Origin of the sequence: Streptomyces sp. V4I23, from assembly GCF_030817975.1 — a bacterium.
Classification (GTDB): domain Bacteria; phylum Actinomycetota; class Actinomycetes; order Streptomycetales; family Streptomycetaceae; genus Streptomyces.
Genome location: NZ_JAUSZW010000004.1, coordinates 2,879,680 through 2,898,019, shown reverse-complemented (window position 1 = coordinate 2,898,019; position 18,340 = coordinate 2,879,680). Strand labels below are relative to the sequence as shown.

19 protein-coding genes are annotated in these 18,340 nt (G+C 69.8%); 11 read left to right on the top strand and 8 right to left on the bottom strand.

From position 1 onward, the window contains the following. Nucleotides 1-259: 259 nt before the first annotated feature. Both QFZ82_RS15145 and QFZ82_RS15140 read right to left on the bottom strand, forming a co-directional pair. Nucleotides 260-940 carry a DUF402 domain-containing protein gene (locus QFZ82_RS15145; protein ID WP_307713685.1) on the bottom strand — a complete coding sequence of 227 codons (681 nt, stop codon included), beginning with the start codon at nt 938-940 and terminating at the stop codon, nt 260-262. 44 nt (nt 941-984) lie between these two features. Beyond that, on the bottom strand, nt 985-2,385 hold the full coding sequence (locus QFZ82_RS15140) for an aspartate ammonia-lyase (protein WP_307713684.1): 1,401 nt from the start codon (nt 2,383-2,385) through the stop codon (nt 985-987). 115 nt (nt 2,386-2,500) lie between these two features. On the opposite strand from QFZ82_RS15140, the gene QFZ82_RS15135 reads away from it, so the two are divergent. Next, complete coding sequence (locus QFZ82_RS15135; RefSeq protein WP_307713683.1) at nt 2,501-4,030, top strand: ricin-type beta-trefoil lectin domain protein; 1,530 nt, start codon at nt 2,501-2,503, stop codon at nt 4,028-4,030. A 602-nt stretch (nt 4,031-4,632) separates the two neighbouring features. Here QFZ82_RS15135 and QFZ82_RS15130 read toward each other — a convergent pair. Then, the gene (locus QFZ82_RS15130) at nt 4,633-6,300 is read right to left on the bottom strand and encodes a fumarate hydratase (RefSeq protein ID WP_307713682.1); all 1,668 of its coding nucleotides are present in this window, start codon (nt 6,298-6,300) and stop codon (nt 4,633-4,635) included. 302 nt (nt 6,301-6,602) lie between these two features. On the opposite strand from QFZ82_RS15130, the gene QFZ82_RS15125 reads away from it, so the two are divergent. After that, a complete protein-coding gene (locus tag QFZ82_RS15125) occupies nt 6,603-7,271 on the top strand; it encodes a DUF1707 domain-containing protein (RefSeq protein ID WP_307713681.1) in 669 nt (222 codons plus the stop codon). 151 nt (nt 7,272-7,422) lie between these two features. Continuing rightward, nucleotides 7,423-7,776 (top strand): WhiB family transcriptional regulator, encoded by a 354-nt coding sequence (locus QFZ82_RS15120; RefSeq protein ID WP_177150775.1) that lies wholly within the window; start codon nt 7,423-7,425, stop codon nt 7,774-7,776. An 88-nt stretch (nt 7,777-7,864) separates the two neighbouring features. On the opposite strand, the gene glpX is transcribed toward QFZ82_RS15120, so the two are convergent. Next, nucleotides 7,865-8,896 carry a class II fructose-bisphosphatase gene (glpX, locus tag QFZ82_RS15115; RefSeq protein WP_307713680.1) on the bottom strand — a complete coding sequence of 344 codons (1,032 nt, stop codon included), beginning with the start codon at nt 8,894-8,896 and terminating at the stop codon, nt 7,865-7,867. Nucleotides 8,897-9,032: 136 nt separating this feature from the next. Between glpX and QFZ82_RS15110 the strand changes: the two genes are divergently transcribed. Beyond that, the gene (locus QFZ82_RS15110; protein ID WP_307717722.1) at nt 9,033-9,605 is read left to right on the top strand and encodes a DUF4245 domain-containing protein; all 573 of its coding nucleotides are present in this window, start codon (nt 9,033-9,035) and stop codon (nt 9,603-9,605) included. Nucleotides 9,606-9,703: 98 nt separating this feature from the next. On the opposite strand, the gene QFZ82_RS15105 is transcribed toward QFZ82_RS15110, so the two are convergent. From QFZ82_RS15105 to xseA, 3 genes are all read right to left on the bottom strand, one after another. Beyond that, entirely contained in the window at nt 9,704-10,294 is a 591-nt protein-coding gene (locus QFZ82_RS15105) for a malonic semialdehyde reductase (RefSeq protein WP_307713679.1), read from the bottom strand. Between the two features lie 181 nt (nt 10,295-10,475). Then, nucleotides 10,476-10,709, bottom strand: a complete 234-nt coding sequence (locus QFZ82_RS15100) for an exodeoxyribonuclease VII small subunit (RefSeq protein ID WP_177150772.1) — start codon at nt 10,707-10,709, stop codon at nt 10,476-10,478. 54 nt (nt 10,710-10,763) lie between these two features. Then, nucleotides 10,764-11,972: an exodeoxyribonuclease VII large subunit gene (gene xseA / locus QFZ82_RS15095; protein ID WP_307713678.1), complete on the bottom strand. Its 1,209-nt coding sequence runs from the start codon at nt 11,970-11,972 to the stop codon at nt 10,764-10,766. Nucleotides 11,973-12,198: 226 nt separating this feature from the next. On the opposite strand from xseA, the gene QFZ82_RS15090 reads away from it, so the two are divergent. Continuing rightward, nucleotides 12,199-13,191 carry a 4-hydroxy-3-methylbut-2-enyl diphosphate reductase gene (locus tag QFZ82_RS15090; RefSeq protein ID WP_373429283.1) on the top strand — a complete coding sequence of 331 codons (993 nt, stop codon included), beginning with the start codon at nt 12,199-12,201 and terminating at the stop codon, nt 13,189-13,191. A gap of 60 nt (nt 13,192-13,251) precedes the next feature. Next, entirely contained in the window at nt 13,252-13,992 is a 741-nt protein-coding gene (gene ppgK, locus QFZ82_RS15085) for a polyphosphate--glucose phosphotransferase (RefSeq protein WP_307713676.1), read from the top strand. A gap of 27 nt (nt 13,993-14,019) precedes the next feature. Here the strand turns inward: ppgK and QFZ82_RS15080 are convergent, their stop codons facing one another. Next, the gene (locus QFZ82_RS15080; protein WP_307713675.1) at nt 14,020-14,595 is read right to left on the bottom strand and encodes a DUF6542 domain-containing protein; all 576 of its coding nucleotides are present in this window, start codon (nt 14,593-14,595) and stop codon (nt 14,020-14,022) included. Between the two features lie 194 nt (nt 14,596-14,789). On the opposite strand from QFZ82_RS15080, the gene ychF reads away from it, so the two are divergent. The 5 genes from ychF (at nt 14,790) to QFZ82_RS15055 (ending at nt 18,335) form a co-directional block, all read left to right on the top strand. Further along, on the top strand, nt 14,790-15,878 hold the full coding sequence (gene ychF / locus QFZ82_RS15075) for a redox-regulated ATPase YchF (protein ID WP_307713674.1): 1,089 nt from the start codon (nt 14,790-14,792) through the stop codon (nt 15,876-15,878). A 280-nt stretch (nt 15,879-16,158) separates the two neighbouring features. Next, nucleotides 16,159-16,647 carry a hypothetical protein gene (locus QFZ82_RS15070; RefSeq protein WP_307713673.1) on the top strand — a complete coding sequence of 163 codons (489 nt, stop codon included), beginning with the start codon at nt 16,159-16,161 and terminating at the stop codon, nt 16,645-16,647. 141 nt (nt 16,648-16,788) lie between these two features. Further along, nucleotides 16,789-16,995: a hypothetical protein gene (locus QFZ82_RS15065; protein ID WP_307713672.1), complete on the top strand. Its 207-nt coding sequence runs from the start codon at nt 16,789-16,791 to the stop codon at nt 16,993-16,995. Beyond that, a complete protein-coding gene (locus QFZ82_RS15060) occupies nt 16,979-17,503 on the top strand; it encodes a DUF6879 family protein (protein WP_307713671.1) in 525 nt (174 codons plus the stop codon). The genes QFZ82_RS15065 and QFZ82_RS15060 overlap by 17 nt, the downstream gene beginning before the upstream one ends. After that, the gene (locus QFZ82_RS15055) at nt 17,493-18,335 is read left to right on the top strand and encodes a helix-turn-helix transcriptional regulator (RefSeq protein ID WP_307713670.1); all 843 of its coding nucleotides are present in this window, start codon (nt 17,493-17,495) and stop codon (nt 18,333-18,335) included. The genes QFZ82_RS15060 and QFZ82_RS15055 overlap by 11 nt, the downstream gene beginning before the upstream one ends. Nucleotides 18,336-18,340: the final 5 nt, after the last annotated feature.

Below are 18,340 nucleotides of genomic sequence, written 5' to 3'. Positions count from 1 at the left end.
GGTCTGCGCTCAGCTCTCCCTCGTACGGCGCAGCCTCGCGGACGACGATCCTACGGTTGCCCCCAGGGGGCGCATCAAGAGTCTCACGAGGTCGTATACGCCGGAGCGCGTTCACTGTTCGGAATCGGACACCTGGATGTCACCGGCGAGGTGACAGGAACGGAGAGATCGGGGCGGAGCGGTCGGCGAAACGCAAAGTTTCGGCCAGCTTCGCTCCGCGTCGGTCTTCCTCGGCGCGCCGCCGTTCCGCCGGGGCCGGTCAGGAGGCCAGCCGCCGGGCCGGAGTACGGGCCCAGTCGGCGGGCAGCTCCGGAACCGGCCAGGACGGATCGGGCCGCCAGTGCTCCCAGCCCGCGGAGAAGGGAGCCTCCCAGGCCCGGATCGACTCCACGGCCGCCCGGCCCGCCGCGCGCACCCGCGCCGCCTTCCTGGCGTCCATCAGCCCGACCCGCTGCGCCTGCGCGAACTCGTCCTCGTCGCGCCACAGCCAACTGCGGTCCGGGTACACGGAGATGTCGAGGAAGTGGTCCTCGGAGTCGACCCCGCCCGGCCAACGCGTGCGAGGTTCCTCAAGATTGACGTACCAGCTCCTGAACCGCCAGCCCGTCTCCCAGAATAGCCAGACCGACCACGGGTCGCCGGGGCGGGCGAGCTTCAGGACCCCCGAGCCGAACCAGCGGCCCCGGGTGAGCGTGCGCGGGGCCGTGTAGCGGGTCGCGAGCGGCTCCTGGTGAACGGGGGTGCCGTCCACCAGGACCGGCTTCACGCACTCCGTCCCCGGCGCCATCCAGACCGCGAGCAGTTCCTCGGTGTCCTGGACGACCGTCACCGGCCGGCAGATGTGCACGCCGCAGCCGTCCAGATCCGGGGCATGGCCGCGGTAGCGCCAGAGGATGTGGTCCCCGGGCGCCCAGCGTGCGATGCGTTCCGTGCCTGTCATGAGCAGATCTTAGGAGGTAGGCACCCCCGTTGCTGCGACACAGGTCACGGGTGCGTCATACGCAGCACGTCCAGTGCCTCGTCCAACTGCTCGACGGTCAGGGCGCCGCGCTCCACGTAGCCGGACTCCAGGACGACCTCCCGGATCGTCTTGCGTTCGGCGAGCGACTTCTTGGCGACCTTCGCGGCCTCCTCGTAGCCGATGTACTTGTTGAGCGGGGTGACGACGGAGGGGGAGGACTCCGCGTACTCGCGCGCCCGCTCGACGTTCGCCGTGATGCCGTCGACCGTGCGGTCCGCGAGCAGCCGGGAGGCGTTGGCGAGCAGCCTGACCGACTCCAGCAGGTTCTTGGCCATGACCGGCAGCATCACGTTGAGCTCGAAGTTCCCCGCGGCGCCCGCGGCGGCGACCGTGGCGTCGTTGCCGGTCACCTGGGCGGCCACCATCAGAACCGCCTCCGGGATCACCGGGTTGACCTTGCCCGGCATGATGGACGAACCGGGCTGGAGGTCGGGCAGGGCGATCTCGGCGAGCCCCGTGCGCGGCCCGGACGCCATCCAGCGCAGGTCGTTGGAGATCTTGGTGAGCGACACGGCGATCGTGCGGAGCTGACCGGACGTCTCCACCAGGCCGTCGCGCGCGCCCTGCGCCTCGAAGTGGTCGCGGGCCTCGGTCAGCGGCAGCCCGGTCGTGCGCGCGACCTCGGCGATGACCGCGGCCGGGAAGCCGGGCGGCGTGTTGATGCCGGTGCCCACGGCCGTGCCGCCCAGCGGCAGTTCGGCCAGCCGCGGCAGGGACGCCTTAAGGCGTTCGACGCCGTACCTGACCTGGGCCGCGTAGCCGCCGAACTCCTGGCCGAGCGTCACCGGCGTCGCGTCCATCAGGTGCGTACGGCCGGACTTCACGACCGTCGCGAACTCCGTCGCCTTGCGCTCCAGCGAGGTCGCCAGATACTCCAGGGCCGGGATCAGGTCGCCCGTGACCGCCGCCGTCGCCGCGATGTGGATGGAGGAGGGGAAGACGTCGTTCGACGACTGGGAGGCGTTCACATGGTCGTTGGGGTGCACATCGCGCCCCAGCCGCTCGGTGGCGAGCGTCGCGAGGACCTCGTTGGCGTTCATGTTGGACGACGTGCCGGAGCCGGTCTGGAACACGTCGACCGGGAAGTGGTCGTCCCACCGGCCGTCGGCGACCTCGGCGGCCGCCTCGGCGATGGCCCGCGCCATGTCCTCGTCCAGCACGCCCAGTTGGGCGTTGACCTGCGCCGCGGCCGCCTTGATACGGGCCAGGGCCGCGATGTGCGCGCGCTCCAGGCGCTGACCGGACACCGGGAAGTTCTCCACGGCGCGCTGGGTCTGGGCCCGCCACTTGGCGTGCGCGGGCACCCGCACCTCACCCATCGAGTCGTGCTCGATCCGGAACCCGTCCGCGTCGGCGTCGCTCATCGCTGTCCTTCCTCCCGAACGTCTCGAAAAGTTGAGCAGTTGTCTTGTTCCGTCTATTCCCAACTGCGCTACCCGCCAGTAAATACCCCGAGTAACCACAACTCCGGGAGGCGCAATGAAGGGAACAGGCCGAAGGGTTCGCACACTGACTCGTACCGTGGCCGCCGCTGCGGTACTCGCCACCGTCCTGGGCGGGACGACGCTCACCGCCCCCGCCGCGGCCGGCACCCCGGCTGTCTCGTCGCCGACCGCGGTACCGCTGCCGCCCGAACTCGAAGCCGTCCGCGCGGCCGAGGCGACCGCACTCTACGGCAGCCCGGAGGAACGCCCGCTCGCACAGCGCAAGACCGGCCTGATCTCGCTGGGCGACAGCGAGATCTCCGGCGAGGGCGTCGGCACCTACGAGCCCGGCACCAACGGCCCCGACAACTGGTGCCACCGCTCGCCCGAAGCCGCCATCCACCGCACGGGCATCGCGGCCGACCTGACGTACAACGTCTCCTGTTCCGGCGCGTCCACCGGCAACATCCGCATCGGCGGATCGAAGCAGTACGCCGACGAACTCGTCCAGAGCGACAACCTGGCCGTCAAGGCGCGCAACACCCGCATCAAGATGGTGGTGCTGGTCGCGGGCGCCAACGACGACCTCCAGTTCGGCCCCGTGATGACCGACTGCGTCGTGCGGTACTTGACCCTCCAGGGCCCGTGCGAGCCGAAGTACGCACCCGGATGGCAGGCCCGCGTCGACGGCCTCGTCCCCAAGGTCGAACAGACCGTGCGCGATCTGCGGACCGTCATGAGGGAGGCCGGGTACGCGGACGGCGACTACAAGCTCGTCGTGATGGGCTACCCGAGCCCGATCGGCCCCGACTTCCGCGACAACCCGCACTTCCCGGGCAAGCTGGCCTGCGGAGGGACGGGCCACGACTCCGACACCGTGTGGGGCCGCAACAGTGCCGTCCCCGCCTTCGAACGCGGCATGCGCGCGGCCGCGCGCAGCACGGGCGCGGTGTACCTGGACAACTCCCGCCTCTTCCACGGCCACGAGGTCTGCTACCAGGACCCGTGGGCGCGGGGGCTGTACGTGGACGTCTCCAACCCCTTCCCGCCGGACGCGAACTCGGTCCGCCAGTCCTTCCACCCGAACGTCCGCGGCCACGCGGCCTTCGCGTCGTGTCTGACGCAGCTCTACGCCTCGAACGCGCGCGAGGCGAGCTGCGCGGACGCGGCGTCCACGGGCAGGCCGGTGCTGCTCCCACTGGCGTGGGACGACGCGTACCGCCCGCTGAAGGCGGCGTCCGGGGCGTGCCTGGACGTGTCCGGGGCGGTCACCCGCAACGGCACGGCCCTGCTGGCCTGGGACTGCCACGGCGGCCGTAACCAGGGCTGGTGGTACGACCCGGCGCGCCGCTCCCTGCACACGGAACTGACCCAGGACCGGTGCGTGGACGTCCCGGACGGCGCGTACCGGCCGGGCACGGAGCTGATCGTGTGGGACTGCCACGGGGGCGCGAACCAGCAGTTCGTCCGCACCTCGGGGACGATCCGCCCGTCGGCGGCGCAGTCGTTGTGCGTGACGCTGCCGTCGGGTTCCAGGGCGGCGCTGCACCCGTGCAACGACGGCCCGGACCAACGCTTCGCGTAGCCCCGGGCCCCTGGCTGCGCGCAGCCAGGGGCTCCGCCCCAAGGTTCCTGCGCTTGGCGGAACCGGGCTTCGTCCCGGGCCTGTGGGCTGCGGGAGTTGGGGCTTCGCCCGGGCTCCTGCGCTGCGCGCAAGTGGGGGCTCCGCCCCCGGGGCTCCGTCCCGGGCCTCTGCGCCAGGCAACTGGGGGCTCCGCCCCAGGGCCCCGGCGTTTCACGGAACCGGGGCTCCGCCCCTGCCCGAGCCTCTGGGCTGCGGGGGTTGGGGTTTCGCCCGGGCTCCCTGCGCTGCGCGCAATGGGGCCCTGCCCCGGTGTGCTGCGCTGCGCGCAGCCGGGAGCTCCCTCCCGGGCCTCTGCGCCGGGCAACTGGGGGCTCTGCCCCGGGACCCCCGCGCCTCAAGCGCCGACGGGCTGATTTCGCTGCGCGAAATCAGCGCGTCCGGGCCCCCACGGCCGCCAGGCCGTAGGGGGAGTTCGAGGACACCGCGCGAAGCGCGGTACGGCGTCCGGGGCGGAGCCCCGAGCCCCGCGTCCGGCAGGGCGCAGGGTCACGGGAGTCTGGGGGCCTGCCTCCAGTTACGGGAAGGGGCGGGGTGGGGAAAAGCTACGCCAGCCCCGGCCCCCGCACCGGAATCGACGTGAACGTCGGTGCCGGCGCCGGATCCTGGAAGAAGTCGTTGCCCTTGTCGTCGACCACGATGAACGCCGGGAAGTCCTCCACCTCGATCTTCCACACCGCCTCCATGCCGAGCTCCTCGTACTCGACGACGTCGACCTTCTTGATGCAGTCCTGCGCGAGGCGCGCGGCCGGGCCGCCGATCGAGCCGAGGTAGAAGCCGCCGTGCGTGCCGCACGCGTCGGTGACCTGCTTGGACCGGTTCCCCTTGGCCAGCATGATCTTCGAGCCGCCGGCCGCCTGGAACTGCTCGACGTAGGAGTCCATCCGGCCGGCCGTCGTCGGACCGAAGGAACCGGAGGCGTAACCCTCGGGGGTCTTCGCCGGGCCGGCGTAGTAGACCGGGTGGTCCTTCAGGTACTGCGGCATCTCCTCGCCCGCGTCCAGCCGCTCCTTGATCTTCGCGTGCGCGATGTCGCGCGCGACGACCAGCGGGCCGGTCAGCGAGAGCCGGGTCTTGACCGGATACTTCGTCAGCTCGGCGAGCATCTCGTCCATCGGCCGGTTGAGGTCGATCTTCACGACGTCGCCGTCCTCGGCGAGCTGCTCGTCGGTCGTGTCCGGCAGGAAGCGCGCCGGGTCGGTCTCCAGCTGCTCCAGGAAGACGCCCTCGGCCGTGATCTTCGCGACGGCCTGGCGGTCGGCCGAGCAGGAGACGGCGATCGCGACGGGCAGCGAGGCGCCGTGCCGCGGCAGACGCACCACCCGCACGTCGTGACAGAAGTACTTGCCGCCGAACTGCGCGCCGATGCCGATCTTCTGGGTGAGCTCGAATACCTTCTTCTCCAGCTCCTCGTCGCGGAAGCCGTGGCCGAGCTCCGACCCCTCGGACGGCAGCTCGTCGAGGTAGTGCGCGGAGGCGTACTTGGCGGTCTTGAGCGCGAACTCCGCGCTCGTGCCGCCGACGACGATCGCCAGGTGGTACGGCGGGCAGGCGGCCGTACCGAGCGAACGGATCTTCTCCTCCAGGAACTTCATCATGCTCACCTCGTTGAGCACGGCCTTCGTCTCCTGGTAGAGGAAGGACTTGTTGGCGCTGCCGCCGCCCTTGGCCATGAAGAGGAACTTGTACGCGCCGCCGTCGGTCGCGTACAGCTCGATCTGCGCGGGCAGGTTGGAGCCGGTGTTCTTCTCCTCCCACATGGTGAGCGGAGCCATCTGCGAGTAGCGCAGGTTGAGCTCGGTGTACGCGTCGTAGATGCCGCGCGAGAGGGCTTCCTCGTCCCCGCCCTCAGTCAGCACGTTCTGGCCGCGCTTGCCCATGACGATCGCGGTGCCGGTGTCCTGGCACATGGGGAGCACGCCGGCGGCCGCGATGTTCGCGTTCTTCAGCAGGTCCAGGGCGACGAACTTGTCGTTCGACGACGCCTCGGGGTCGTCGATGATGCGCCGCAGCTGCGCGAGGTGGGCGGGGCGCAGGTAGTGCTGGATGTCGTGGACGGCCTCGGCCGCGAGCTTGCGCAGCGCCTCGGGCTCGACCTTGAGGAACGTGCGCCCGTCGGCCTCGAAGGTGGAGACACCCTCGGAGGTCACCAGCCGGTACGGGGTGGTGTCCTCTCCCAGGGGGAGCAGATCCGTATACGCGAACTCCGGCATTTCGCCCATTCCTCACTTCACAGACGCGGCTGGCCTCCATCGGCAGCGCCCTCCAGCGTAGAACGCCCCCGCTGCCCCGATTGTGTGAGGTAAGGCTCACTTCCCGGATGTGGCGGGGTGGTGGCTGACCAGGCCGGGGGCGTTGGTGGTTTCTGCCGGTGGCGGGTTCCTCGGGTCAATGGCCGGGCGCGCCAGGGTTGTGGCGCCGGCGTGCAGGACCCAGGCGGGGAATCGGCCGATTCGGCCGGTTCCGTCCCTGCCGCCCCTGGTCGCGATCTATCGCGTTTCGCTAGGCTGATGACGTGGACCTCGAGAAGCAGCCCCAGAAGCCGGCCGTGCCCGTGGAGACCCGCCGCGCCGACCATGCTCTCCGCGCCTCGGACGCCGACCGTGACCGGATCGCGGACATCCTCAGGGACGCCCTGGCCGAAGGCCGGCTGGACGCCGAGGAGCACTCCGAGCGCATCGACGCCGTCTACCGCGCCAAGACCCTCGGCGAACTGGAGCCGCTCGTCGCGGACTTGCCCGCGACAGGCCGGCGCACCGGCGCCGCTCCGTACGCCCCGGAGACCGACGAGCCCACCGGCCCCGCCGAGAACCTGGTCGCCGTCTTCTCCAGCTCCACCCGCAAGGGGCGCTGGCGCGTCAGTCGCCGGACCAACGCGTTCTCCCTCTGCGGCAGCGTCGAGATCGACCTCACCGAGGCCCTGTTCGGGCAGCGCCTCACCGTGATCAACGCGACGTCGATTTTCGGCAACGTGGAGGTCCGCGTTCCCGAGAACATCACGCTGCGCGGAAGCGGCACCGGCTTCTTCGGGAACTTCGACGTCGTCACGCTGGAGGCCGCCGACCCCGAGGCGCCGGTGGTCGTGGTCAACGGCTACGCGGTTTTCGGCAATGTCGAGGCCAAGCCCAAGCGGGGCCGCCGAATCTCCGACCTCCACGACCGTCTGCGCAAACACCTGGGCTGACGGCCGCGCGCACCGGAGCATTTCCGCCACGCGCGCCGATACGCAATTCCGTACGTCGGAACTCAGTGCCACTCAGTGCTTAGGAGTGCGCACAGCGGGTAGGGACTGCTGCATCGTCTCTCGCTCGCGAATCCGTCGTCAGGAGTAGACCGTGCTGCAACTGCCGCATCAGTCCTTGCAGGTAGCCGCCGTTCCGCCTCAGCGCATCCCTGCTCGGGAGGATCAAGCCGGTCCCTGGCACGCGGAGGCGGTGTGCCGCCGCGACGAGGCCGGGCTCTTCTTCGCCCCCTCGAAGGAACCGACGGCCGCGCGCCTGTCGCGCGAAGAGGCTGCCAAGCGGGTCTGCGCCCGCTGCCCCGTGATGGTCGAGTGCCGCGAGCACGCCCTTCTCCAGCCCGAGCCGTACGGGGTGTGGGGCGGCCTCACGGCGGCCGAGCGCCGCGTGGTGCTGGCCCGGCGCCGCAGGCGCGAGGTGGAGCTGAAGAAGTCCCCCTCGGCGGCCTGAGCGCACGACAGCGGCCGCACGCGACATACGGGAAGGGGCGCCCCCGCATGAGGGGCGCCCCTTCCCGTTCGTCACACGTCGGCGGCCGCTACTTCGCGCGGTCGAAGTCGATCTTGCTGTACGCGCGCAGCTTCGAGAGCCGGTGCGTGGAGTCGATCTGGCGGATCGTGCCTGACTTCGAGCGCATCACCAGCGACGACGTGGTCGCGGTCTCCGAGCGGTAGCGGACGCCGCGCAGCAGCTCGCCGTCCGTGATGCCGGTGGCGACGAAGAACACGTTTTCGCCGCTGACCAGGTCGTTCGTGGACAGCACCCGGTCCAGGTCGTGCCCGGCGTCGATCGCCTTCTGGCGCTCCGCGTCGTCCTTGGGCCACAGCTTGCCCTGGATGACTCCTCCGAGGCACTTGATGGCGCAGGCCGAGATGATGCCCTCGGGCGTACCGCCGATGCCGAGCAGCATGTCCACGCCCGTACCCTCGCGGACGGCCATGATCGAACCGGCGACGTCGCCGTCCGAGATGAACTTGATCCGGGCGCCGGTCTCGCGGATCTCCTTGACGATGCCCTCGTGGCGGGGGCGGTCCAGGATCACGACGGTGACGTCCTCGGGGGACATGCTCTTGGCCTTGGCGACCCGGCGGATGTTGACCGAGACGGGGGCGTTGATGTCGACGAAGTCGGCAGCCTCGGGGCCGGTCACCAGCTTGTCCATGTAGAAGACCGCGGACGGGTCGAACATGGTGCCGCGATCGGCGGCGGCCAGGACGGCGATGGCGTTCGGCATGCCCTTGGCGTTGAGCGTGGTGCCGTCGATCGGGTCGACGGCGATGTCGACCTCGGCGCCGGTGCCGTCGCCGATCCGCTCACCGTTGTAGAGCATGGGCGCTTCGTCCTTCTCGCCCTCGCCGATGACGACGACGCCGTTCATCGAGACGGTGGAGACGAGGGTTCGCATGGCGTTGACCGCCGCGCCGTCGGCACCGATCTTGTCGCCGCGGCCTACCCAGCGGCCGGCGGCCATGGCGGCGGCCTCGGTGACCCGCACCAGCTCGAGGGCGAGGTTGCGGTCGGGGGCCTCGGGGGAGACCTCGAGCTCGGACGGCAGATGATGCTCGGTCATCGGAGCGCACCTTTCTGTACGGCGACGGCCGGGAATAGGGAGGGTGCTGCGACTCTATCGGTACATCGACAAATTGAGCAGAGGGGCCCACGTATGAGCACAACACCATGATGCGACCATGGGGGGCGTGGCAGGTATGCGAGGCAAGCAGACGATCCGGGGCATGTTCCAGTCCATGGCGGTGATCGGCGTCGTCGTGGCGGGCATCTACATGCTCGTTCCGCACGACGAGAACGCGGACCCGATCAGGACGGTCGACTACCGCGTCGAGCTGGTGACGGCGCAGCGGGCAGCACCCTACCCTGTGGCCGTGCCGGAGGGGCTGGGCAAGGAGTGGCGGGCGACGTCGGTCACCTTCGACCGCGCGGACGCCTACTCCTGGCACCTCGGCTTCCTCGACCCGGACAACCAGTACGTGGCGGTGGAGCAGTCCACGGCGAAGGCCGCCGACAAGTACGTGCGTGAGGTCACCCGTCAGGCGGCCAGGACCGACAGGACGCGGCAGGTGGCGGGGGAGACCTGGCAGCTGTGGGAGGGGCCCAAGTACGACGCCCTGGTGCTGACGGCCGGCGGCGCGACGACGGTCGTCACGGGGACGGCCCCGCCGGCGCGGCTGGCGGAGATGGCCGCCGCGCTCAGCCCCCGGCCGGGCGAGCCCAAGGAGGCCGCGCAGTCCTCGGCCCCGGCGGCCGCGTCCGCGAAGCCGTAGCCGTAGCCGTAGCCGTAGCCGTCGCTGCGATGCGTACGGCGAAGGCCGCCGCACCCGGTCGGGTGCGGCGGCCTTTTCGCGTGCCGTGCGGCGGCGGCTCAGACGGTGGTGACGACGTCCTCGTAGGACAGGCGCGGGGAGCGCGGGAACCAGGCGTCCTCACCCGGCTTGCCGATGTTGACGACCATCAGCGGGGTGTGGTCGTCGTCCAGGAACTCCTTCTGGATGCCCGCGGCGTCGTAGCCGGTCATCGGGCCGGCGGCCAGACCGGCGGCGCGGACGCCGACGATGAAGTACGCGGCCTGGAGCGCGGCGTTGAGGGAGGCGGCCGACTCGCGGGCCGGGCGCTCGCTGAAGAAGAGGTCCTTGGCCTGCGGGAAGTGCGGCAGCAGGCTCGGGAGCTCCTCGTGGAACTCGTTGTCGGCGGCCAGGATCGCGACCAGCGGGGCGGCCGCGGTCTTGGCCTGGTTGCCCTCGGCCATGTGCGTGACCAGACGCTCACGGGCCTCGGCGGAGCGGACCAGCACGACGCGCAGCGGGGTCTGGTTGAAGGCGGTCGGTCCGTACTTGACCAGGTCGTAGATCGCCTGGACCTGCTCGTCGGTCACCGGCTCGTCGGTGAACGTGTTGGCGGTGCGGGCCTCGCGGAAGAGGAGGTCCTGGGCGGCGGGGTCGAGAACGAGCGGCATAACGGGCATACCTTCCGAAACGGATCATGGGTCAACCAATGAATTCACCGTACAAGGCATGACGTTCAAGTTTCAACAAAATCCTGGGTGTCGTGAGCCGAGTCACAGACGTCGGTCCGCCCCCGCTGGGTCGGCTGCCCGTCCCGCCCCGCCGACCGCTGCGCCGGCTCCCCGCCCGTGACTAGCTCTCGCCGTCGTCCCCGCCCGGCTCGGACTCCGCCAGAGCCGCGTCCAGGCGCGCCCGGGCGCCCTCCAGCCAGTGGCGGCACACCTTCGCCAGCTCCTCGCCGCGCTCCCACAGGGCGAGCGACTCCTCGAGCGTCGTACCGCCCGCTTCCAGGCGGCGCACGACCTCGATGAGCTCGTCCCGCGCCTGCTCGTAACCGAGCGCGGCCTCTTCCGTCTTGGCAGCCATGCCATCCACCCTATGTGTGAGAAACGTACGCACTTCCCGAGGCGGCCGGAGCCCTCACTCCTCGACCCGCACCGCGAACTCGCCCCGGGCGACCCGCGCCCGCAGCCCCTCGCCCGCGCTCACGTCCTCCGGCGAGCGCACCACCGCGCCGTCGGCGCGCTGCAGCACCGCGTAGCCCCGCTCCATCGTCGCCGCCGGGGAGAGCGAGACCACGCGCGCGCGGGTGTGCGCGAGCTCCGAGTCCGCGCGGTCCAGAAGGTGGCCGAGCACCCGCCGGCTGCGCGCCAGCAACGCGTCCACCTCGTCCTCGCGCTCGTCGACCATGCGCTGTGGATGCTCCATGCAGGGCCGGGCCAGACAGTGCGCCAGGCCGCGCTCCTCGCGGTCCAGCAGCCCCTGGACCGTCCGTAGCGCGCGCTCCCGCAGCTGGCGCACCCGCTGGAGCTCCTCGCCCACGTCCGGGACGACCTTCTTCGCGGCGTCCGTCGGCGTGGACGCCCGCAGGTCGGCCACGAGGTCCAGCAGCGGCGAGTCCGGCTCGTGCCCGATGGCCGACACGACAGGCGTCGTGCACGCGGCCACCGCGCGCACCAGCTGCTCGTCGGAGAAGGGCAGCAGGTCCTCCACGCTGCCGCCGCCGCGCGCCACGATGATCACGTCCACGTCGTCCAGCGCGTCCAGCTCCTTCACCGCCTGGACGACCTGGGTCACCGCGTGCACGCCCTGCACCGCGACGTTGCGCACCTCGAAACGGACGTGCGGCCAGCGCCGGCGCGCGTTCTCCAGGACGTCCCGCTCGGCCGCCGACGCCCGCCCGCACACCAGGCCCACCCGGTGCGGCAGGAACGGGAGCGCCCGCTTGCGGTCCGGCGCGAACAGCCCCTCGGCTCCCAGCGAGCGCTTCAACTGCTCCAGCCGCGCGAGCAGTTCACCGATGCCGACCGGCTTTATCTCCGACGCCCGTAGCGACAGCTGCCCCCGGGGCGCGTACCACTCCGGCTTGGCGAGCACCACGACCCGGGCGCCCTCGGACACCACGTCCGCGACCGCGTCGAACACCTGCCGGAAGCAGGTGACGCTCACCGAGATGTCGTACGACGGATCGCGCAGGGTCAGGAAGACGACCCCGGCGCCCGGCCGACGCGACAGCTGAGTGATCTGTCCCTCCACCCAGACCGCCCCGAGCCGGTCGATCCACCCCCCGATGAGCCGCGACACCTCGCCGACGGGCAGGGGAGCTTCCGCGGACGTGTTGAGAGCCATACGGGCGAGCGTAACGGCCGGGTACGACAACTCCGGCGACCCGAACCGGCCGCCTCGCCCGCAGGCGGCCTGCCCGGCGCCCCGGCCTGTGCCCTTGCCCGGCCCGGTTCGGGGGGATCCTGTGCCGATCACGCGCGTGTGCAGCGGGACGAACGCCGTCAGGGCCCCGATGTCCCGCCGGTGAGCTGTCCACAGGCGATCACCCGCCTGTGGGGGCGGCCTTACGATGGGACGCATGACTGCTACGCCGCCTGCCCGACGCGTCCTCCTCGCCGCCCCCCGCGGCTACTGCGCGGGCGTGGACCGTGCCGTGATCGCCGTGGAGAAGGCCCTGGAGCAGTACGGGGCGCCCATCTACGTACGCCACGAGATCGTCCACAACAAGTACGTCGTACAGACCCTCGAGAAGAAGGGCGCGATCTTCGTCGACGAGACGGCGGAGGTCCCCGAGGGATCGATCGTCATGTTCTCCGCCCACGGCGTGGCGCCGATCGTGCACGAGGAGGCCGCCGAGCGGAAGCTCGCGACCATCGACGCGACCTGCCCGCTGGTCACCAAGGTCCACAAGGAGGCCGTGCGGTTCGCCAAGGAGGACTACGACATCCTCCTGATCGGCCACGAGGGCCACGAGGAGGTCATCGGCACCTCCGGCGAGGCGCCCGACCACATCACGCTCGTCGACGGCCCCGACGACGTGGCGAACGTCGAGGTCCGCAACCCCGACAAGGTCGTCTGGCTCTCCCAGACCACGCTCTCGGTCGACGAGACGATGGAGACGGTCGACGCCCTGAAGACGAAGTTCCCCGGCCTGATCTCCCCGCCGAGCGACGACATCTGCTACGCGACGCAGAACCGCCAGACCGCCGTCAAGCAGATGGGCGCCGAGGCCGACCTCGTCATCGTCGTCGGCTCCAAGAACTCGTCGAACTCGGTGCGGCTCGTCGAGGTGGCGCTCGGCGCCGGCGCCCGTGACGCGCACCTGGTCGACTTCGCCGAGGAGATCGACGAGGCGTGGCTCGAGGGCGTCTCCACGGTCGGAGTCACCTCCGGCGCCTCCGTGCCCGAGGTGCTCGTCGAGGGCGTCCTGGAGTGGCTGTCGAAGCGCGGCTTCGAGGACGTCGAGATCGTCAAGGCCGCGGAGGAGTCGATCACGTTCTCGCTCCCCAAGGAGCTGCGCCGCGACCTGCGCGCGGAGGCGGCAGAGCTGTCGGGCCAGTAGCCGCCGGCCGTCGCCCCGACACGCTCGTCACGCTCCGCTCGCCCCCTTAACGTGGTGTCCATGAACGTCTTCGGAGTGGACATCGGCGGTTCCGGGATCAAGGGCGCTCCCGTGGATCTGGAGAGGGGCGACCTGGCCGCGGAGCGCCACAAGGTGCTGACGCCCCACCCCGCGACACCGGACGCGGTGGCCGACGGCGTCGCCGAGGTGGTCACCCACTTCGGCTGGGAAGGGCCGGTCGGCATCACGTTCCCCGGCGTCGTCACCGGCGGCGTCACCCGCACCGCGGCCAACGTCGACAAGGGCTGGATCGACCAGGACGCGGCACGCCTCCTCGGCGACCGCCTCGGCGGGCTGCCGGTGACCGTGCTCAACGACGCGGACGCGGCGGGTGTGGCGGAGATGACGTTCGGCGCGGGCCGCGGCCGCAAGGGCGCGGTGATCCTGCTGACGTTCGGTACGGGCATCGGCAGCGCCCTCTTCGTCGACGGCCGTCTGGTCCCGAACACCGAGCTCGGCCATCTCGAACTGGACGGGCACGACGCCGAGAAGCGCGCCTCCACGAAGGCCAAGGAGGACGAGGACCTGAGCTGGGCGCACTGGGCGCGCCGGGTCCAGAAGTACCTGGCGCACGTGGAGATGCTGTTCTCGCCGGAGCTGTTCGTCATCGGCGGCGGGGTGAGCCGCAAGGCGGAGAAGTTCCTGCCGCTGATCGAGGGCGTGCGGGCGGAGATCGTCCCCGCGGAGCTGCAGAACAACGCGGGCATCGTGGGGGCGGCGATGGCGGCTGCGGGGCGCTGAGGCGACACCGCCCGTCGGCGCCGGGGGTCAGTCCTGGCGGGCGGCCCCGCCCGGCTGCCCCGGCCCGCCGGGACGGGTCCGGCGCCGTCGCCGCCCCATCGCCCGTACCTTGCGCACGCAGGTGATCAGCCCGGCGATCAGCGTCCCGCCGTACAGCCAGCCGGCGTGCACGGCGAGGGCGGTGACGACCGCCATGGTCTGCCCGCCGAAGCCGCCGTCGCCGCCGGAGATCGGCACGATCCCCACGGCGAAGGCGATCGGCACGATGACCGGGGCCATCACCAGGTCGGCCTCGCGCACCCACAGCGCGGTCAGCGCGCTCACAGGAAGGAACAGCAGCCCGTACGCCACCGCCGAGCCGTCCAGGAGCAGCCAGTCCAGGCTGCCGAGCGCCAGCATCACCGCGGCCCCGAAGAGCCCGGCGCCGAGCCCCGTCAGCCGGGGATTCGGCAGTCGGCGCAGCGCGAGCACGACCGGCGGCACCGGCCGCGGGGGCCGGGCGGGCACCGGGTAGACGGTGCCGTCGGCGAGCGCACCCCGGGCGGGAAGGGTGCCCTGCGGACGCTGCCGGGGCTGGGGGCGACGAGTTCTGGGCTGCTCCACATCGACCAACGTAGGTTGCCGGGAGCCGGTAGGGAGGTACCAGACACGCCCTTTGGGCGACCTTGGCCCTCCGTTCGACCCCCGGCGGCCGTCGCTGTCCGGCGTGGCCCGCCCGTAAACTGGTGGATCGGCCCGCCCATGCCGGGCCGTACGGCCCCCGCCAGTCCTCACTCTCCACTCAGGAAGTCGCCAACGTGTCGCTCACGATCGGAATCGTCGGTCTGCCGAATGTCGGCAAGTCGACCCTGTTCAACGCCCTGACCAAGAACGACGTGCTGGCGGCCAACTACCCGTTCGCCACGATCGAGCCGAACGTGGGCGTCGTCGGCGTCCCGGACCCCCGCCTCACGAAGCTGGCCGAAATCTTCTCCTCGCAGCGGATCCTCCCGGCGACGGTCGACTTCGTCGACATCGCGGGCATCGTGCGCGGTGCGAGCGAGGGCGAGGGCCTGGGAAACAAGTTCCTGGCGAACATCCGCGAGTCGGACGCGATCTGCCAGGTCATCCGCGCCTTCAAGGACGAGAACGTCGTGCACGTCGACGGCAAGGTCTCGCCGAAGGACGACATCGAGACCATCAACACCGAGCTGATCCTCGCGGACCTGCAGACGATCGAGAAGGTCCTGCCGCGGCTGGCCAAGGAAGCGCGCATCAAGAAGGACGTGGCGCCGAAGGTCGCGGCCGTCGAGGCGGCGAAGGAGATCCTGGAGCGGGGCGACACCCTCTTCTCGCAGGGCATCCTCCAGGGCTCCGAGAAGGCCGAGCTGCTGCACGACCTGCACCTGCTCACGACGAAGCCGTTCCTCTACGTCTTCAACGTCGACGAGGACGAGCTGACGGACGACGCCTTCAAGGAGGAGCAGCGCGCCCTGGTCGCCCCGGCCGAGGCGATCTTCCTGAACGCCAAGCTGGAGGCGGACCTCGCCGAGCTCGACGAGGACGAGGCCCTGGAACTCCTCCAGTCCGTCGGCCAGGAGGAGCCGGGCCTGGCGACCCTGGCCCACGTCGGCTTCCGCACTCTCGGCCTGCAGACCTACCTCACCGCAGGCCCCAAGGAGTCCCGCGCCTGGACGATCAAGAAGGGCGCCACGGCCCCCGAGGCGGCCGGCGTGATCCACACCGACTTCCAGAAGGGCTTCATCAAGGCGGAGGTCATCTCCTTCGCGGACCTGGTGGAGACGGGCTCGGTCGCGGAGGCCCGCGCGAAGGGCAAGGCGCGCATGGAGGGCAAGGAGTACGTGATGCAGGACGGCGACGTGGTGGAGTTCCGCTTCAACGTGTGACGGGCTGACGCCATGATCGGCTGAGGTGCTGGTCAGACAATAAAACCCCAGGTCAGGGGCCAGATCTTAGGGTCTGGCCCCTTCCTGCTTTCTCCGGCTGGATCAGCCTGTTTCCTGGCCGTGTGCTGACGTGGTGCTGACTCTCGGGGCGGGTCTGTACGTGCTTTGAGCTGGGGTTTCCGGGGTGCCGTGTGAGGCCGGACAGAACGAGGGGCGCACCTGGGGAGGGGCACGGGAAACCCGGTACGCATGGGGAAGGGGCGCCGGGCAGGATGGGGGAGTGGCTGACCTGGTGTGGGATGACGTCAGAGGGTTCTTCGACCCTGATCTGATGGGTGCGCTGCCGGACGTGCTCGTTCCTGGGGCCTCGGTCGCGGACTGGCAGGCTGTCCTCGACCTTGTTGACGTGAGCGGATGGAAGTGCCAGTACTCCGAAGGAGAGTCAGTGCTTCCTGTGCCTCGGGCGGAGGTAGTTCTGTCCCGCCAGGCTGACGCGGAGTGTCCGCAACTGGTGGTCTGGCTGGCCCCCGAGGTGCTGGTGATCTTCCGCTTCTACTCGGCAGACGAGATCGACTTTGATGTCGACCTGCGGGAACTCCAGGGGCAGGAGCGACTCGACTTGTTCTGCGGGTTCCTCACTGCCATCGGACGGCGGTTGGGGAAGCCGGTGCTGATGGATGCCGAGGGCGGCGACGGCAGCCATCCCGTACTTGGATTCGAGGTCCAGAGCGATCGTGTTGTGCTGTTGGCGGAGCCATCCGCGTCCTGACGATGTTGCTTCGGGCCTCCGGGAATGGCCCCTCTTTATGCGACAACGCGAATATTCGTGTGACCGCATGGACGGCGACAGCGCCCCCTCCGTACGGTCGTGATGCCGCCCCACGAGGGGCGCGGGACAGGGGGTTTCACCATGGCTCGTGAGGAACTGACCCGGCTGACCGGCAACGGGAACGGCGAGTGCGGCAAGGACGACTGCCCGAACGTCTACCAGACCGCGTCCGGCTCGTTCGTCGTCCAGGGCGACGTGTCCAATGCGTTCACCGCTCCCGAAGGGGAAGGGCTCGTGGAGATCCCGGAGCAGACGTTGAGGGAGGCTTTCCGTGCTCTTGGCTGGTGAGGCGTGGGCGGCGCGGTTCGAGCGCTTCACGCGAGAGGCGTGGCGTCTTGAGACGTTGCCGCAGTACCTCATGCCGCAGGAGAAAGAGGAGTTCGCGGCGTTCCGTTCCGGGGCCCGTATCGACCCGGAGACCGTGGCGAACGAGTACACGGATCGGCTACGCCGACAGGCGGCAGAGGGGCGTACGCAGGGCCGCGTCCACGTCGTGACCCGCCCTCTCTCTGAATACCTGCGATTCGAGTTCCACCACTACTACAAGGCCCATGCCTTGGCCGGTGAGCAGATCCGCATCCTCGATGTGACGGACAGACTCAATCCCCTTGAGGGCGCACAGGACTTCTGGATGTTCGATCACTCCGAAGTGGTTCTTATGAACTACCACCCGGACGGTAGGCAGATCAGCCGCGAAGTGTACGAGGGCGATACGGCGCCGTTCGTCGAATACCAGAGGATCGCGGTAGCCAAGTCGGTTCCCTTTGAGGAGTACGTGAAGGGCCTTGAGCTTTGAGCCAGAAACCCTAGGTCAATCCAGGTCAGACCTAGCGGCGGTCCTGAAGAACGAGCGCAAGCGGGCCGGCTGGACTCAAGTCCGGCTCGCGAAGCGCTGCAACATGAGCCAGACAAAGATCAGCAATATCGAGAGCGGGAAACTCACCCCCGCCATAGTCGACGTAGAGCTGATCCTTGATGCCCTCGGAGCGGAAGGGCCTCTGGCGGCTGAGATCCTTGCTCTCGCCCGCTCCGCGAACACGGAGTGGCAGGACCACTGGAGCTCACGCCGCAGGGGCCTGGACAAGAAGCAGAACGAACTGGCCAGGCTTGAGGCGGTCTCCACAGAGTTCCGCTATTTCCTGCTCTCCATGATTACCGGCCTGCTCGCCACGCCTGAGTACGTGCGCGCGAGCATCGCTGATGTTCCTGGAGACCAGACCAAGACCATCGCGAAGAAGCTGGAGCGGCAGAGCGTCCTGGTCAATCCGGAGAAGCGGTTCACGTTCCTGCTGACGGAACAGGCCGTCAGATGGCCGCTGCTTCCTCCCCTGGAAATGGCCATGCAGATGGACCGGCTCGTCTCTGTGTCCCGTATCCCGAATGTGCGGTTGGGTGTGATCCCCTTGGGTGGACACATTCCAGAGCGGCCCCTCAACACGTTCACCGTTTATGACCGTCGCCTGGCCACCGTGGAGACAGGAACAGGGGCCCTGATACTTCGGGACCATCGGGACGTGAACGTGTACCGGGAGGACTTCGAGCGGTACGAGGGATACGCCGTGTGGGGTGACGATTGCCGTTCACTTCTGAACGACTGGGCCGTGATCTTTACCCGACAACGCCAATAAACCTG

Coding starts and splice junctions, on each gene's coding strand:
- QFZ82_RS15135 (WP_307713683.1), top strand. CDS start 2,501: ATGAAGGGAACAGGCCGAAGGGTTCGCACACTGACTCGTACCGTGGCC.
- QFZ82_RS15140 (WP_307713684.1), bottom strand. CDS start 2,385: ATGAGCGACGCCGACGCGGACGGGTTCCGGATCGAGCACGACTCGATG.
- QFZ82_RS15090 (WP_373429283.1), top strand. CDS start 12,199: ATGGGACGCATGACTGCTACGCCGCCTGCCCGACGCGTCCTCCTCGCC.
- glpX (WP_307713680.1), bottom strand. CDS start 8,896: ATGACCGAGCATCATCTGCCGTCCGAGCTCGAGGTCTCCCCCGAGGCC.
- ppgK (WP_307713676.1), top strand. CDS start 13,252: ATGAACGTCTTCGGAGTGGACATCGGCGGTTCCGGGATCAAGGGCGCT.
- QFZ82_RS15105 (WP_307713679.1), bottom strand. CDS start 10,294: ATGCCGCTCGTTCTCGACCCCGCCGCCCAGGACCTCCTCTTCCGCGAG.
- xseA (WP_307713678.1), bottom strand. CDS start 11,972: ATGGCTCTCAACACGTCCGCGGAAGCTCCCCTGCCCGTCGGCGAGGTG.
- QFZ82_RS15130 (WP_307713682.1), bottom strand. CDS start 6,300: ATGCCGGAGTTCGCGTATACGGATCTGCTCCCCCTGGGAGAGGACACC.
- QFZ82_RS15100 (WP_177150772.1), bottom strand. CDS start 10,709: ATGGCTGCCAAGACGGAAGAGGCCGCGCTCGGTTACGAGCAGGCGCGG.
- QFZ82_RS15145 (WP_307713685.1), bottom strand. CDS start 940: ATGACAGGCACGGAACGCATCGCACGCTGGGCGCCCGGGGACCACATC.
- QFZ82_RS15110 (WP_307717722.1), top strand. CDS start 9,033: ATGCGAGGCAAGCAGACGATCCGGGGCATGTTCCAGTCCATGGCGGTG.
- QFZ82_RS15065 (WP_307713672.1), top strand. CDS start 16,789: ATGGCTCGTGAGGAACTGACCCGGCTGACCGGCAACGGGAACGGCGAG.